Origin of the sequence: Arthrobacter sp. ISL-72, assembly GCF_018613755.1 — a bacterium.
Lineage (GTDB): Bacteria > Actinomycetota > Actinomycetes > Actinomycetales > Micrococcaceae > Arthrobacter.
This window is the reverse complement of the sequence record NZ_JAGGPP010000017.1, coordinates 16,383-30,026: the sequence shown is the minus strand read 5'-3', so window position 1 is coordinate 30,026 and position 13,644 is coordinate 16,383. Positions and strand designations below refer to the sequence as shown.

Annotated in this window: 12 protein-coding genes; 9 read left to right on the top strand and 3 right to left on the bottom strand. The window is 65.3% G+C overall.

Annotated elements, in window-relative coordinates; translation table 11 throughout:
* The first annotated feature begins 108 nt into the window (after positions 1–108).
* Entirely contained in the window at positions 109–1,236 is a 1,128-nt protein-coding gene (locus J7I92_RS15650; protein ID WP_214841950.1) for an aromatic acid exporter family protein, read from the top strand.
* 91 nt (positions 1,237–1,327) lie between these two features.
* Entirely contained in the window at positions 1,328–2,701 is a 1,374-nt protein-coding gene (gene radA, locus J7I92_RS15645; RefSeq protein WP_214841947.1) for a DNA repair protein RadA, read from the top strand.
* On the opposite strand, the gene J7I92_RS15640 is transcribed toward radA, so the two are convergent.
* Positions 2,691–3,791 carry a LacI family DNA-binding transcriptional regulator gene (locus J7I92_RS15640; RefSeq protein ID WP_214841944.1) on the bottom strand — a complete coding sequence of 367 codons (1,101 nt, stop codon included), beginning with the start codon at positions 3,789–3,791 and terminating at the stop codon, positions 2,691–2,693. The two genes, radA and J7I92_RS15640, sit on opposite strands and share 11 nt — an antisense overlap.
* A 163-nt stretch (positions 3,792–3,954) precedes the next feature.
* On the opposite strand from J7I92_RS15640, the gene J7I92_RS15635 reads away from it, so the two are divergent.
* The 5 genes from J7I92_RS15635 (at position 3,955) to J7I92_RS15615 (ending at position 8,729) form a co-directional block, all read left to right on the top strand.
* Positions 3,955–4,821: an ABC transporter substrate-binding protein gene (locus J7I92_RS15635; protein ID WP_396020399.1), complete on the top strand. Its 867-nt coding sequence runs from the start codon at positions 3,955–3,957 to the stop codon at positions 4,819–4,821.
* 122 nt (positions 4,822–4,943) lie between these two features.
* Positions 4,944–5,732: an amino acid ABC transporter permease gene (locus J7I92_RS15630; protein ID WP_214841939.1), complete on the top strand. Its 789-nt coding sequence runs from the start codon at positions 4,944–4,946 to the stop codon at positions 5,730–5,732.
* The gene (locus tag J7I92_RS15625) at positions 5,729–6,511 is read left to right on the top strand and encodes an amino acid ABC transporter ATP-binding protein (RefSeq protein ID WP_285290119.1); all 783 of its coding nucleotides are present in this window, start codon (positions 5,729–5,731) and stop codon (positions 6,509–6,511) included. The genes J7I92_RS15630 and J7I92_RS15625 overlap by 4 nt, the downstream gene beginning before the upstream one ends.
* On the top strand, positions 6,511–7,554 hold the full coding sequence (locus tag J7I92_RS15620; protein ID WP_214841936.1) for a Gfo/Idh/MocA family oxidoreductase: 1,044 nt from the start codon (positions 6,511–6,513) through the stop codon (positions 7,552–7,554). The genes J7I92_RS15625 and J7I92_RS15620 overlap by 1 nt, the downstream gene beginning before the upstream one ends.
* Positions 7,555–7,607: 53 nt before the next feature.
* Positions 7,608–8,729 (top strand): FAD-binding oxidoreductase, encoded by a 1,122-nt coding sequence (locus tag J7I92_RS15615; protein WP_214841933.1) that lies wholly within the window; start codon positions 7,608–7,610, stop codon positions 8,727–8,729.
* A gap of 97 nt (positions 8,730–8,826) precedes the next feature.
* Here the strand turns inward: J7I92_RS15615 and J7I92_RS15610 are convergent, their stop codons facing one another.
* Positions 8,827–10,005: an acyl-CoA desaturase gene (locus J7I92_RS15610; RefSeq protein WP_214841930.1), complete on the bottom strand. Its 1,179-nt coding sequence runs from the start codon at positions 10,003–10,005 to the stop codon at positions 8,827–8,829.
* A gap of 10 nt (positions 10,006–10,015) precedes the next feature.
* On the bottom strand, positions 10,016–11,143 hold the full coding sequence (locus J7I92_RS15605; protein ID WP_214841927.1) for a ferredoxin reductase: 1,128 nt from the start codon (positions 11,141–11,143) through the stop codon (positions 10,016–10,018).
* A gap of 99 nt (positions 11,144–11,242) precedes the next feature.
* On the opposite strand from J7I92_RS15605, the gene J7I92_RS15600 reads away from it, so the two are divergent.
* On the top strand, positions 11,243–12,445 hold the full coding sequence (locus J7I92_RS15600) for a CdaR family transcriptional regulator (protein WP_214841924.1): 1,203 nt from the start codon (positions 11,243–11,245) through the stop codon (positions 12,443–12,445).
* A 250-nt stretch (positions 12,446–12,695) separates the two neighbouring features.
* Complete coding sequence (locus J7I92_RS15595) at positions 12,696–13,634, top strand: manganese catalase family protein (RefSeq protein ID WP_214841921.1); 939 nt, start codon at positions 12,696–12,698, stop codon at positions 13,632–13,634.
* Positions 13,635–13,644: the final 10 nt, after the last annotated feature.

Here is a 13,644-nt window from a genome sequence, read left to right as displayed (position 1 = left end):
TGAACGGACGGTTAACGACGGCGGGACATCGGCTGACAAGTGCAGCGTCGCCATTGCGCACATCACATCTGCGGCCTTAGTGCAACACCTGTGAATAGACTGGAACCCATGGCCCCCGCGACAGGAATTTCCGCAAGCAGAAGATTCCTGCGAGCCCGGGTGCGCACCGGGGTGGTCCGGAGCCGGAACTCCCTCGTGCCCGCCATCCAGATGACCGTGTGCGCCGTCGGAGCTTATGCGTTCGCCGAGTACGTCCTGGGCCACTCCGGCCCGCTCTTCGCGGCCACGTCCTCGCTCATCGCACTGGGGTTTTCCCGGGACCCGAGGCTGCGGCGGGTCATGGAAGTCGGCCTGGGCTGCACCATCGGCATAGCCGTGGGTGACCTCCTGCTGCACTGGCTGGGGCCCGGGATCTGGCAGGCCGCCGTCGTACTTTTGTTTTCCATCCTGCTGGCCCGCTTCCTGGACAGCGGCACGATCTTCACTACTCAGCTCGGCCTGCAGTCCCTGCTCGTGGTGTTGCTGCCGGCACCCGCCGGAGGGCCGTTCACCCGGAGCATCGACGCCGTGGTGGGCGGGGTGTTCGCCCTGCTCGTCACCATCCTGGTGCCCAAGGATCCGCGGCGGGAACCCCGGAAGGATGTGCAGAAGCTACTGCACGAGCTCGCCGAGGTGCTGCGCGAGTGTGCGTCCGCACTGGCGAACAGCGACTCCACCGAGGCCTGGCACGCGCTGGTCCGCGGCCGGAACTGCCAGCCGCTGGTGGACCGGATGCGCCAGTCGCTCCGTGCTGCCGGTGAGGTGGCCACGCTGGCCCCGGCCTACCGCCGGCACCGCGACGAGATCGACAGGCTGGAGCAATCGCTGGATTTCATCGACCTCGCGCTCCGCAACAGCCGCGTGTTCGCCCGGCGCCTGACAAGCGCCATCAACCACGCCGCCCTCTCGGACGAGGCCACCGAGAACATCGCCGAGGTGCTGCAGGAAACCGCGGCCGCCATCGACGAGCTGTCGCTTGGTCTTGCGGAGATGCACGAAGGCGCGCGGCGGGCACATCTGAGGACGTCACGGCTGGAGCTGACGGAGATCGCCGGGCGGCTGCATCCGCGGCTGCTGGATGTGCAGCGGCTCGAAGGCGAAACTGTGGTCATGCTGTTCCGGCCCCTGATGGTGGACCTGCTCGAGGCCAGCGGCATGGACTCGAAGGAAGCCCGGGACATCCTCCCGCCGCTGTAGCGGGTTGAGCATGTAGCGGGCTGGCGCGGCGGCGCTGGCGGCGGGAAGGCCCGGCGCGCTGGTTGTCGCTGGCCCCGGATAGTGTGGAGCAATGGCAACAAAGACTTCCCGGGCCTCGAAAGCGCCCGCCTACAAATGCGCCGAATGCGGCTGGACCACCGTCAAGTGGGTGGGACGCTGCGGCGAGTGCCAGGCGTGGGGCACCGTTGAGGAAACCGGCGCCGCTGTTGCGCGTACGACGGCGGCCACTACAGTTCTGGAGCCGGCCCGCCGCATCGCAGAGGTCGACGCCACCACGGCAGCGTTTTTGCCCACCGGCGTGGATGAGCTGGACCGCGTTTTGGGCGGCGGGCTGGTGCCGGGAGCGGTTATCCTGCTGGCCGGTGAACCCGGCGTGGGCAAGTCCACACTGCTTCTGGACGTGGCGGCCAAGTTCGCCCGGACTGCGCAGGACGTCCTCTACATCACGGGCGAGGAGTCAGCGGCGCAGGTGAAGCTCCGCGCCGAGCGGATCGACGCCGTCGCGGATTCCCTGTATCTCTCCGCAGAAACCGACCTCGGCCAGGCCCTCGGCCAGGTGGAGAAAATCGAGCCGCGCTTGCTCATCCTGGACTCCGTCCAGACCCTGAGCAGCGCGGATGTGGACGGCAGCGCGGGCGGTGTGTCGCAGGTCCGCGAGGTCGCGGCCTCCATCATTTCCGCGGCAAAAAGGCGCAACATGACCACACTGCTGGTGGGCCACGTGACCAAGGACGGTTCCATCGCCGGACCGCGACTGCTGGAGCACCTGGTGGACGTGGTGTGCCAGTTCGAAGGCGAGCGCCATTCCCGGCTGCGGCTCCTGCGGGCCGTGAAGAACCGGTACGGCCCCACCGACGACGTCGGCTGCTTCGACCTCAACGAGGACGGCATCCTCGGGCTTACGGACCCCAGCGGCCTATTCGTGAGCCGCACCAAGGAGCCGGTGTCCGGCACATGCATCACCGTAACGATGGAAGGACGCCGGCCGCTGCTGGCCGAGGTGCAGTCGCTCCTCGCCGAAAGCCCCAATTCGCAGCCCCGCCGCGCCACCAGCGGCCTCGACAGTTCCCGGGTGTCCATGCTGCTGGCGGTGCTGCAGCAGCGCGCCGGCTGCCTGCTGCACAAGGACGATTCCTACGTGGCAACTGTGGGGGGCGTGAAGCTCAGCGAACCCGCAACGGACCTCGCCGTTGCGCTGGCGGTGGCCTCGGCCAAGGCACGGAAGCCCCTGCCCATCCGGCTGATCGCGTTCGGCGAGGTGGGCCTGGCCGGCGAAGTCCGCCCCGTTCCCGGCATCAACCAGCGCATCCAGGAAGCCCACCGGCTGGGCTTCACCCATGCAGTGGTCCCGGCCAGTCACAACGGTCCCGGCCCCATCCCGTCCGGCTTCTCCGTCCGGGAAGTGGAACACCTGACCGAGGCGCTGAGCCTGCTTATCGGATAGGGGTGGGTTCGCTGGGTGCCCCGGATTTCCGCGGCACCCCGACCGAGTTTCTCCTGATCAGCCGCGCAGTAAACATCGGCGTCACGGCGGCGGGTTTGCGGCCTTCGATCTGCCGGACCAACGCTTCCGCGGCCGCCACGCCCATCTCGTAGACAGGCTGGGCGATGACCGTTAGCGGCGGATTGGTGAGCCTCGTCCAGGCAAAGTCGTCGTACATGAGGAACGAAACGTCTTCGGGGATGGATAGGTTCAGTTCCTGGATGGCTTCGACGACGCTGAGCGCAATGAGGCCGTCTGAGGCGACCACCGCGGTGGCCGGGTCGGGCATAAGGAGAACCTCGCGTGTGATGTTCCGGATGGATTCGGCGTCCCCGGCGTTGAACCGCACCAGGTCCTCGGGAAGCGTCAGGCCGGATTCCAGGAAAGCACGCCTCATGCCGTTGACGCGCTCTGCTATCTGGGATGAATCCAACTGCACCCCTTCGCTGTAGGGGACCGCGGATTTGAGCGTGGAGATAAACGCGATCCTCCGGTGCCCGGCTTCGATGAGGTATCGCGTGGATTCGTACGCCACTCCGGTCATTTCCACGGTTACGGTGTCTATCTGGAGGCCGTCTGCCGTGCGGTCGAGAAGAACCAGGGGGCGTCCGGAATCCTGAACCCGCTGAAGATGTTCCGTATCGGATGATGATGCAGGTGCCACGATGAGCCCGTCCACCCGCTTGTCCAAGAGCACTTGGACGGCGTCAACTTCGGCCGTCCTTTCCTCATCGGTGTTAATCAGGATGACGTTGAAGCCGCTCTTCTTTGCGGTGTCGGTGATGCCCCTTGTGGCAAGGCCGAAGTGCGGGTTTTCGATGTCCCCCACCACCACGCCGATAGTGTTCGATTTTCCAGTATTCATGCTGCGGGCGAGTTCATTCGGGCGGTAGGAAAGCTCCTCCGCGGCGGCCAGGACCCGCTCGCGTACGTCTTCACTCACGGCCCCGTAGTTTCCCAGTGCGCGTGCCGCCTGGGCTTTGGAGACGTTGGCGGCTTTTGCCACGTCAGCGACGGTGATATCCCGCCGCCTCGAACCATTGCTGCTCATTTACGCCTTCCGGAGGGGCCTTGACGGCCGGTGTGGCTTGGGTTACATTTTTAGCAACCCACTGTGAGTCCGGTCTCAATCGTAGGTGGTGAGACCGGACTCAGCAAGGGGATTTCGACAAAAAGGGCCGAAGGCCGCCTGCTTCCCAAGATTGGAAAATGCTGTGACCAAACGACTGAACTTCCGCCCCGGGGTGATCGTTGCAGCTGCCGTTGCAACCCTCCTGGCGCTCTCCGGCTGCGGCGGATCGACCCCCGCTTCGTCCTCCACTTCCGCCGAGAACCCCTATGGACTTATCCAGGCCGGCACCGTCCGGGTTGCCAGCCTGGGCGATTCGAAGCCGTATACCTTCGCTGACGCGCAGGGTAACTTCACCGGCTTCGACGTGGAGCTCTTCAAGGACGTGGCCCACCGCGCCGGCGTAGACAATGTGGTCTTCACCGGACAGGACTTCTCCGGCCTGCTCGCCGCGGTTGCCAACGGGCAATTCGACGTCGGCGTGGCCGCCATCGGCATCACGGACAAGCGCAAGGAAACCGTTGACTTCTCCGACGGCTACCTCGCCGGCTACCTGACCGTCATCACCACCAAGACGTCGGGCATCACGGATGCCAACGGCCTGTCCGGCAAGCGGCTCGGCGTGGTGCAGGGAACGCTTCAGGAAGCGTACGCGGTAAAGAACTTCACCTCGGCCAACCTGGTCCGTTTCCCGGACAACAACACTGCAATTGCCGCGGTCAACAGCGGTTCCGTGGACGCCCACTTCCTGGACTACGAGGCAGCCAAGGCATACCAGGAACAGCACGGCCTGGTCAGCGCGGCAGACATCCCGTCCTTCGACGCACCGGCCGGGTTCGCCGTCGCGAAGGGAAAGACCGCCTTCAAGGAGGCCCTGAACAAGGGACTGGCAGAGGCGATGGAAGACGGCACCTGGAAGAAGCTTTACCAGAAGTGGTTCCCCGGATCGCCGATGCCCGAGCAGTACCTGCCCAAGGCAGAACAAACGGCTACTCCCGCCCCAAGCAAGTAGCCCTACACAAGCCGATGGCCCGGGCACCCCTGCCTGGCCAAGAGTCCGGCTGCCAATGACCGGGCTGGCCGCCATCCGCGGCCAGCCCGGGATTCACAAGCTACCTACGTCTGAGAGCAACCATGGACTGGCTCAACACCATCATCCGTACATTTTTCGACTTCGGCGCAATGGCCGAAGTCCTGCCCCAACTTCTCGGGGTCGGCCTTCTCAACACCCTGATCATTTCCGTCGCGGCGACCATCATCGGGGTCGCCCTGGGCATGATCGTTGCGGTCATGGGCATCTCCCCGTCCAAGTGGCTTCGTGTGCCGGCCCGGATCTACACCGATCTTTTCCGCGGCCTGCCCGCCATCCTGACCATCCTGCTGATCGGACAAGGCTTTGCCCGGCTCAGCCAGTCCATCTTCGGGCCCTCGCCTTACCCCCTGGGCATCATCGCGCTAAGCCTGATCGCCAGCGCCTACATCGGCGAAATCTTCCGGGCGGGCATTCAGAGCGTAGACAAAGGGCAGGGAGAGGCCTGCCGGGCACTGGGCATGAGCTATGCCAGGTCGATGGCCCTGGTAGTGGTGCCGCAGGGTATCCGCAGGGTCCTGCCGGCCCTGGTGAACCAGTTCATCGCCATCGTCAAGGATTCCTCCCTCGTCTACTTCCTGGGCCTGCTGGTCACTGAGCGGGAACTCTTCCGCGTGGGACAGGACGCGGCCGTACTGTCCGGAAACCTCTCACCGCTGGTCATGGCAGGCATCTTCTACCTGGTGATCACGGTGCCCCTGACCCACCTGGTCAACTACTTCGACAACAGGTTCAGGACCGGCCGCCGCCGCCCGTCAGCCCCCAGCAGCGGACTGAACGAAGTCAAAGAACTCGACGCGGCCTCGCCGCTGATCACCGGGAGCAACACATGAGCCTCGCAAGCAACACTGCCAGCACCGCAGCCGGCGCGGAAAGCCAGACCTTCCACGGCTCCAGCCTGGAACTGAAGAACCTGACCATGGCCTACGGGGACATCGAGGTACTCCGCAACGTCAGCCTTGCTGTTCCCCCCGGGACCACTACCTGCATCATCGGGCCCTCGGGCTCCGGCAAGTCCACGCTGCTTCGAGGCGTCAACCGCCTCCATGAACCCAAGAGCGGGGACGTGCTGCTGGCCGGCGAAAGTGCCCTGCAGGTCAAACCGGACCTCCTGCGCGCCCGCATCGGCATGGTCTTCCAGCACTTCAACCTCTTCCCGGACCACACCGCCCTCGAGAATGTGGCACTGGCGCTCTGGAGTGTCAAGGGCATGCCCAAGGCCGAAGCAAGGGAACACGCCCGTCGCCGCCTCGCAGAGGTTGGTCTCGCGGAGCGCGCTGACCATCGGCCACGGGACCTCTCCGGCGGCCAGCAGCAGCGCGTCGCCATCGCACGTGCCCTCGCCATGGAACCGGAAGTGATGCTTTTCGACGAAGCAACCAGCGCCCTGGACCCGGAACTCGTCAAAGGCGTGCTGAACCTCATGGCAGGCCTTGCCAAGCGCGGCATGACCATGGTCGTGGTCACCCACGAAATGGGATTCGCCCGCAAAGTCGCCGATCAGGTTGTCTTTATGGACGAAGGTGAAGTCGTGGAATCCGGGACGCCCGCCGATTTGTTCGACAACCCCCGCAGCGAACGTCTGCAGCGCTTCCTTTCGGAGGTGCTGTAATGCCTGATACTTCAACGGCACCCATCCGCACCGCCGTCGTCGGCTTCGGGATCTCAGGCAGCGTCTTCCATGCACCGCTGATCGCAGCCGATGCCGGCTACTCCCTCGACGTAATCGTGACGGCGGATCCGGAGCGTGCCGCCGAGGCGGCGCTGCGCTACCCGAAAGCCCGGATCGTTCCGACACCGCAGGCTCTGTTCGCGCTGGCCGCCGACCTTGACCTCGTGGTCCTCGGGACTCCCCCGCTCACCCACTTCGACTTGGCTGCAACGGCAATAGCCCACGGCCTCCATGTGGTGGTGGACAAGCCGTTCGTCACCATATCAGCCCACGGCGACGAGCTCACCTCCCGAGCGGCCGACGCCGGTGTGCAGCTGACGGTTTTCCAGAACCGCCGGTGGGACGCCGACTTCCTGACGCTCCAAAAGCTCGTGCGCGAGGATGCCCTGGGCGAAATACGCAGCTTCGAATCGCGCTTTGAGTGGTGGCGGCCGGAAGGATTCGGGAACTGGCGTGACACCGCCACCCTCACGGACGGGGGCGGCATCCTCCACGACCTCGGCGCCCACCTGATAGACCAGGCCATCCAGCTGTTCGGTCCCGTGCAGGACAGCTACGGGGAAACAGCAAACCACAGTCCCCACCCGGAGGGCGCCGACACCGAAGCGTTCGTGTCCCTGTTCCACGAATCCGGAGTCCGGTCCAGGCTGTGGATGAACGGCATGGCAGCCCAGGCCGGCCCGCGCTTTCACGTGCTGGGCTCCAAGGCCGGCTACACCAAATGGGGCCTGGACAGCCAGGAGCCGGCACTCGCAGCCGGAATGCCACCGTCGGATCCTACCTACGGTGTTGAGCCCCAGGACTCTTGGGGGGTCCTCGGAAGCGACGGAGATGCTGCGCCCGTACCTGCCGAGCGGGGTAACTACCCCCGGTTCTACGTGGAGCTCGCAGCGGCCCTCCGCGGACAGGGTCCGTTACCCGTACAACCCGCCGAGTCCCTCGAAGTCCTCAGGATCATCGAAAAGATCCACGCCTTCGCATAGCCGCGGGGCAATCCCGCACGAACAACACCAATCACCGAAGAAAGGGAAGACGTATGTCCTCCACCGCCTCACCCAAACGCGTCGCTATCATCGGCGGCGGCATCCTCGGAGTATCCACCGCCGTCCACTTGCTCCGCCAAGGCGCATCCGTGGTCCTGCTGACCGAACGCGGCCTTGCGAGTGAAGCCACCGGCAGATCGCTCTCCTGGCTCAATTCCGCCGGTGAGCGGTCCACGCCGTACCACCTGCTGCGCCTCGCCGGCGTGGACCGATACCGCACCCTCTTCGCAGCAGATCCCGGCAGGGAGTGGCTCCAGTTCGGCGGCGGCCTCATGTGGAATGCGGCCGGACAGCAGGCCGCAACGGAAGCCCGCCACGCCTATGAGAAGTCCGTCGGCTACGACTCCAGGCTGCTCGCACCGGAGGAAATCGCCGCCGCCACCTCCGGCATCGACGCCGCCGCCGTTCCTGATATTGCCATCTTCAATCCCGGGGAAGGCTGGGTCAGCCTGCCGGACCTGGTGGAATTCCTCATGGAGGAATTCCACGCCCGCGGCGGCCAACTGGTCCTCAACGCAGGCAAAACCTCCGTAACGGTCCACGGGGGGCGGGCTACCGGCGTCGAAACAGCGGCGGGCGAGACCTACCAGGCTGATGCGGTGCTGGTGGCCTGCGGCGCCGCAACGCCATCCGTCGTCGCACCGCTCGGCGTCGAGATCCCGAACGGTTCCCCCGTCTCCATGCTCGTTCTGACCAAACCGGTGGACCACGAGGTCAAGGCCGTGATGAACACACCGCGGGCCGCCGTCCGCCCCAACCCCCGCAACACTTTTGCCCTGGACCACGACTGGTACGAGGACCACATCACCGAGCACCCGGACGGCACGTTCAGCATCCCCGATGGCGTGGTCCAGGAACTGGCCGACGAGGCATCCAAACTGATCGCCGGCAACCCCGATCTTAAGCCGGCCTCATGGAAGATCGGTTACAAGCCGATTCCCGGCGACGGTGAACCCGTGCTCGGTGAGCTAGGCCAGGTTCCCGGCTGCTTCGTCGCGTTCACCCACTCGGGGGCCACGCTCGGACTCATCGCCGGAGAACTTCTCTCCGACGAGATCATGTCCGGGAACAAGCACCCCATGCTGGCCGCCTTCCGGCCAGACCGCTTCGCCTAGGGGGCCCTCGGGCCCCCTTTCGCTCCACAAGAAGGGGCGCCTGCCGCATTGGCAGGCGCCCCTTGCGTCAATTACTCAAGCCTGTTTGGCTCCGGCGCTAGGCCTTTTTGGGCGGCAGTGCCAGCTTGAAGACCTTGGCCCACGTGGAGCCAACCTGCTTCCAGATCGGACCGGTGGTGTACGGCAGGCCGTAGCGCTTGCAGATCTCCTGCACCTTCGGCGCCACCTCGGCATAGCGGTTGGACGGAATGTCCGGGAAGAGGTGGTGCTCGATCTGGTGCGACAGGTTGCCGGTCATGAGGTGCATGAACTTGGAACCGGAAATGTTGGCCGAGCCGATCATCTGCCGCACGTACCAGTCCCCGCGGGTCTCGCCTTCCACCATTTCCTCGGTAAAGGTGTCCGTTCCCTCGGGGAAGTGGCCGCAGAAGATCACTGCGTGGGCCCAGACGTTGCGGACCGCGTTGGCGGTCAGGGTGCCATAGAGCGCCTGCTTGCCGGAGCCGGTCAGCATTGCGACGGCCGGGGTTGCAGCGTAGTCCTTGGTAAACTGCTTCAGGGCCTTGATGCCAAGGGCCTTGAGGTCCTTGGTCAGGGCCTCCTTGGACTTGTTGCCCTCCTTGTAGTCGTTCAGCTCGAGATCGTAGATCGCGATGCCCCACTCGAAGACCGGGGCCAGCAGGGCGTTGTAGAGCGGGTTGCCCAGGTTGAACGGCTTCCATTCCTGATCGGCGTCCATGCGCAGGAGGTTGTACCCGACGTCGTTGTCCTTGCCCACAACGTTTGTCCAGCGGTGGTGCAGGTCGTTGTGGGTGTGCTGCCAGGCGCGGGCCGGGGTCACAAAGTCCCATTCCCAGGTGGTGGAGTGGATGTCCGGGTCCCGCATCCAGTCCCACTGGCCGTGCAGCACGTTGTGCCCGATCTCCATGTTTTCCAGGATCTTAGCCAGGCTGAGCAGCGTGGTGCCTGCAACCCAGGCACCCTTGTTCCTGCTCATCAGGAGCGTCGCGCGGCCGGAAATCTCCAGTCCGCGCTGAATCTTGATCATGCGGCGGATGTACGCGGCGTCTGAGGCTCCGCGCTTGGCCAGGATGTCGTCCTTGATGGCATCAAGTTCGCGGCCCAGCTCGGCCACCTGCTCGTCGGAGAGGTGCGCTGCGGCCGGCGGACGGACCAGGGGACTGCCGGAGGTGGCCAGTGCCCCACGGCGCGTCTTCGCGGCCGGAGCGACGGCGTCTTCCGTGGCTTCGGGTTCGTGGTTGGTAACTATTGCCATGTGGTGCTCCTCAAATGTCGAGGTTAACGGGTCCGGCGGCTGCCGAGACACACGTCTGGATTAGTTGGCCCGGCTCGCCGTGGACTTCGCCGGTGCGGAGGTCGCGGACATGCCCTGCCCGCAGGGGGATAAGGCAGCTGTGGCAGATGCCCATCCGGCAGCCGCTGGGCATCAGCAGGCCGGCGTCTTCGCCGACGTCCAGAAGCGGGGTGCTTCCGTCCGCTTCCACCTCCCGGTCGGACGCCTCAAAGGTGACCAGTCCGCCGTCGTGCCCGGCGCCGGCTGCCAGGCTGGTGGTGAAGCGTTCGATGATGAGGTTGATCGGGTCGGCCGCGAACGGCCCTTCCGGCTGGTGGGATTCTCCGGCTGCCGAGGCGGATCCCTCTGCCTCGGCAGCCGCGGCTTCGGCGGACCACAGCGCTTCGGCGTCATCCAGGAAGCCCTCGGGTCCGCAGGCATAGGCTGCGCGGTGGCGCCAGTCCGGGCAGAGTTCGTCCAGGGCGGCGGCGGAGGAAAAGTCCACCCGGCCGCGTTCGCCGGTGAACCAGTGCGTGACCTTGAAGTTGGGGAACTGGTCGGCAAGCTCCGAGAGCTCCCCTCGGAAGATGCTGTCTTCCGGGGTTCGGGCCGAGTGGATCAGCACGACGTCGGCATCCGGGCGGTGCGGGACCAGCGTGCGCACCATGGACATGACGGGCGTGATGCCGCTGCCCGCGGTGAGCATGAGCAGCGGACGGGGGTGCTCGGGGAGGATAAAGTCGCCCTGCGGCGGGGCAAGGAACAGCACGTCACCGGGGCGGGTTTCACGGACCAGGACGCTGGAAACGGCGCCGACGTCGGTCACGGTGATGGCGGGGTCCTGGCCTGCGGGAGCGCTCAATGAATACGAACGCCAGTGCCGCACGCCGTCGAGCTCGACACCGATACGTGCCCACTGGCCGGCCTGGTGGGCCTTCCACCCGCGGCCGGGACGGAAAAAGATGGTAGCGGAATCGGCCGTTTCGGCGACCACCCTCGTGACAACGCCGCGGAGCTGGCGGGCGGAGAACACAGGATTGAATAGCGACAGAATATCTTCTGGAGCTAGCGGGGTGGTCAGTACAGATGCGGCGCGCGCCAGCTTACGGAGCCGGATCATGTTATTAACCTTATGTTAGATCGAGGCATATTTCTTCTCCCAAGGCATACGATCGAACGTTCTAAACTGTTCCCCCAAAACAACTTATGGAAGTCTCTCATGAACCCACCGGCCTCGAAGAGCTCCGCAGCCCCCGCCTACGACCCGCCGTGGCTCGCCTTGCCCCGAGAGGTCAGCGCCCTGCTGCGGCCCATGATGCCCGGCATTGTGGAGGCAATCATCGATGCAGTTCCGCAGCTGGTTCCTGCCTATGCCAGGCCCATTGAGGGCCGCTTCGGACGGGGTCTTCGCCGGGGAGTGGCCGCGGCGCTGGAACGCTTCCTCCAGCTGCCCGGCACACGGCTCCCGGCTTTGTCCGAGGACAGCCGTCAGCTGGTGGCAGGGCTGGGCAGCGGTGAATTCCGCCAGGGCCGGAGCATGGACGCGCTGTTGAGCGCCTACCGCATGGGGGCGCGAGTGACATTCCGGGAGATGTCGCGGATCTCGATGGAAAAGGACCTGGGCCTGAGCGTGGTGGTGGATCTCGGCGAATCGATCCTTGCCTACATCGACGAACTGTCCGCGGTCAGTGCCGAGGCCTACGCCTTTGAACAATCTGAGCGGGCAGGCGCGGTGGACCGGCGCAGGACCGAACTCCTGGAGCTGCTGCTGATGGGCCAGGCGGACGAGGCTGCACTGCGGCAGGCGTCGTCCATGGCCGACTGGTCCCTGCCGGCGAGGATGGTTGTGGTTACGCTCCCGTTGGACAGGGCGGCGGGGCTTCGGCTGCAGCTGGGGCCGGGGACGCTGGTGGTGGAACGCGAGACCGATGCCGTGGCCCTGGTCCCGGCGCGGGAGTCCGAGGCCGGCAGGGCGGGACTGGAGAAGGTCCTGAAGGGCAGGTCCGCAGCCGTGGGGCCGGCCGGGGGCTGGGAGAAGGTGCCCGATTCCCTGCGGCTTGCTGTGCTGGCGGCTTCCGTGCTGCCGCCGCGGGAAGACCCCGAGGACGGACCCGTCTGGGCCGATGACCACCTGGCCCAGATTGTCCTCGGATCCGAGCCCTCGGCCATCGCGGAATTGGCGGAGCGCAGGCTTGCGCCCCTGGAGGGGCTGCGCCCGGCGCAGCGGGAGCGGCTGGCGGAGACGCTCCTCTCCTGGCTGCGACACTGGGGCCAGCGGGCTCCGGTGGCTGCCGAGCTCGGCATTCATCCGCAGACGGTGGGATACCGCGCGGCCCAGCTGCGCGAACTTTTCGGTGATGCGCTGGAAGATCCGCGGGCCCGCTTCGAGCTGGAACTTGCCCTGCACGCCGGGCGGCGCTAGGTCCGGAACCATGCCCGAACGGGCGGATTCTGTTGCCTTCGGGATGAGTCTCTCCTTCTTCTTGGCTCGGCTGGGGGAATAGCAGGAAACCCTTGCCAACAATACTAAGCATACTTATGGTGGGAGGACTGGCCCGGGAGCCGACTATTTGCTCATCGTGCCGATCCGGCGCACATCTTGGCCTCCAGGCCCCCGGACCCTGAGTTGAACAGCGGAACACAGCAGCAGATCAACAGTGAGGAACCAGCCCATGTACCTGCACACCCAGCTCCTGATCAACGTAATCGCCGCGGATGAACCCGATCCCGCCGCAGCCAACGCCCTCCAGGAAGGGCTTGGCGGGCAGTTCGGCGAAATGCGCACCATGATGCAGTACCTGTTCCAAAGCATGAACTTCCGCGGCGACGCCGCCGCCAAACCCTACAAGGACCTTCTCCAGGGCGTCGGAACCGAAGAGATCAGCCATGTGGAACTCATCGGAACCACCATCTCCCAGCTTTTGGACGGCTCCCCGAGGTACCAGGGCAAAAAGACCGACCCGGTGGACGAGCCGGGAGCCAAGGGAGCCACTCCCCTGAAAATCGCGCTGGACACCAGCAACATCCATCACTACCTCGTGGGCGCGCAGGGTGCTCTGCCAGTGGATGCCGCCGGCAATCCATGGAGCGGGTCCTACGTGTACAACAGCGGCAACCTTGTCCTGGACCTTCTCTACAACCTGATGCTCGAATCCACCGGGCGGCTGCAGAAATGCCGCATCTACGAAATGACGGAGAACAAGACGGCCCGCTCCACGATCGCCTACCTGATCGTCCGGGACCAGGCCCACGAAAACGCCTTCGCCAAGGCCCTCGAAAGCCTCGGAGTGAACTGGGGCAAGGTTCTGCCGATTCCGAAGACCAACGCTGAGCAGTTCCCCGAAGTGAAGAAGCTGCTCGACACGGGCCTGCAAAGCATCCAGTACACCTTTGGCGCCGACGACCTCAGCCAGGCGGGCAAGCTGTTCAGGGGCGCCTCGCCGTCGAACGACGGAACCAAGCTACGCACGGAGGTCATGCCCGAAGGATTCCCGATGACGATCTCGCCGGAACGCCGCGAAGAATTCGCGCCGGGGCTCGATCCGGAACTCCTGGCGCTGATTCAGGCCACGGCAGAAGTGGAACTCCAGGACGCGGAGAATCCCATGTAAAACGAAGCGG